The organism is Caballeronia arationis (assembly GCF_001544975.2).
Taxonomy (GTDB): domain Bacteria; phylum Pseudomonadota; class Gammaproteobacteria; order Burkholderiales; family Burkholderiaceae; genus Caballeronia; species Caballeronia arationis.
Map to the genome: position 1 here is coordinate 1 of NZ_FCOG02000377.1, position 2,043 is coordinate 2,043.

Below are 2,043 nucleotides of genomic sequence, written 5' to 3' on the forward strand. Positions count from 1 at the left end.
AACGGCGATCAATACCTTCATCGCGAGTCGCCCGAGTACCGCGACGCCGTCAAGCGCAAGACCCACGCCTATCACGTCTTCATTCAGGCTGGCATCGTCTGCCAGGGACTGCTTCAGTACCTGGCAGCGGTATTCCCTTCACTCGTCTGGAGTTCCTTTGGATCCTGGCTGCGCACCATCCGTCCCGGCATCCCTCCATCGGAGTTGGTTGTCGCCAGTGCACTACGACAATGCCTGCCCGAATTTCTCGTGAATAGCGCCAAAACCAATTTCTTCGCGAAATTCATCGCCGAAAGGCAGGACCCTGACACCTTCGAGATGTTCCGACTGGCCACATAACCCCAAGACTGTGCCGAACTCGGCACTCTTGAGCAGAAAACAAAGTCAAAAAATCAACGAGGCACCGCGCGACGTTCCAAAGCGTACGTCGCGCGAAGCTGATCGCGAGCTTACTCATATAATACGACGTATAGGACTACTGAGTTTATTCCAGGGGGTCGCCTCCCCGCTGGCCCCCTCCTTATTGGATAGCACGTCTTCAAGAACTGCGCGCTGGCTACGCGTTACTACCAACTCAACTGGCTCAGGTTTCGGCGCTGGAGCGCCGTGTTGAGGCACTCGCTGAACGAGACAAAGGAGGTGTCGCAGGTTCCAAGCGACGCGTTGCCTAAAAGTCGAAAGCGACGTTAGATCAATGCGATCTGTCAAGTGAAGCAAGGGCAGGGATGTAGTTCGACCATTAAACTCAATGGTGATAAAGCAGAGTATTTTATGCGGAGCGGAGACGGCTACCGCGCCGGCAGGACGGCTGAGCAGGCCGTCTCCGTTCCGCATAAAAGTCTGTGAGCTAAACCGCTCCACCAAGCGTGTTCCCTATGGGCATTAGATGCTTGCGGGTGTCGCCCGAGAGATGGTGTGGCCGCAATACTTGCATTGAAGTTGCGAGCATCGGGGTAAGCGGCGGAAGCGACAATGACTTGAGCGCCAATTCACCGGCCTTAGCGACTCCATTCGCACCGCCGACAGGCGCACGGACAAAGGTAGGTGCGCTGGACAGGACGATACGGTCCAGTTCTGATGATCTGTAAGCGCAAAGGCGGGTGTCATGCCGGGCCCAGTGGCGGTGCTCGTGGCAACGCCCCGGCAGACAGACATTCCACGCATACCATGTGGCCTTGAGCGCAAACAGGACAACGATACAGCGATCGACTCGTTAGAACCTCATAGCGTTCACGGTAGCCGGCTTGTGACTTCGTCGCGGCTTGGGCGGCTGGCGGTGCGTGCAACAGTCGACGGCACTCCGCAAGGCGCGACGCGCGGAGACGATTACTGAGCAAGCCATAGTGACGAATCCGCTGAAGTCCGAGCGGTAGCTTGTTGGATATCGCGACGCGATGGGTGTAACGTCCCAGGTAGTCGAGCACTTGTTGCGGACCGCCAAAGGGCTCTTTGGCGTAGACAACCCAGTCGATCGTTCTCGGATGACTCAAATAGCGTGCGAACTCGCTTCGATCCGACAGGGGCGCCAGCGAGAAAAAAAATTGTAGGGCTCCCGCGTCGTAGGCGTCTCGCAATCGCTCGAGGAACAGTCGCCGAAAGAGTCGAGATAGTACCCGCACGGGGAGGAAGAAGCCCGGCCTGCAGGCCACCCAGCGGGCGGAGTCCAATGACAATCCGCCGCCTGGCACCACACAGTGCAGGTGAGGATGATGCATCAGGTTCTGCCCCCATGTGTGGAGGATAGCGATGAATCCAACAATGGCTCCGAGATGCCGGTGGTCGAGACGGTGCGTTTATTCTGGAAGGCGATGGCTCCGATCTCATCGGGCACTGTGAAAACGACGTGAAAGTATGGGACGGGAAGTAGGTCGGCCTGACGATGCTCGAGCCATTGCGCCCTTGCGAGCGATTGACACTTGGGGCAATGCCTATTGCGACATGTAACGGAGTGCACTCCGTTACATGTCTTGTACTAAACCGCTGAAGCGGTAGTGGGAGGGAAGCGAAGGCGAGTGGCTGGCGTTCCATGAGGACGGGCATCTG

General features: G+C 57.5%; 2 pseudogenes. One reads left to right on the top strand and one right to left on the bottom strand.

The annotated features are described in order from the left end of the window. Positions 1-339, top strand: a pseudogene (locus AWB81_RS46250) (IS4-like element ISCku4 family transposase); the annotation flags it as partial. Positions 340-1,103: 764 nt separating this feature from the next. Here the strand turns inward: AWB81_RS46250 and AWB81_RS42380 are convergent. Next, positions 1,104-1,942: pseudogene (locus AWB81_RS42380) on the bottom strand (IS91 family transposase); the annotation flags it as partial. Between the last annotated feature and the right edge of the window lie 101 nt (positions 1,943-2,043).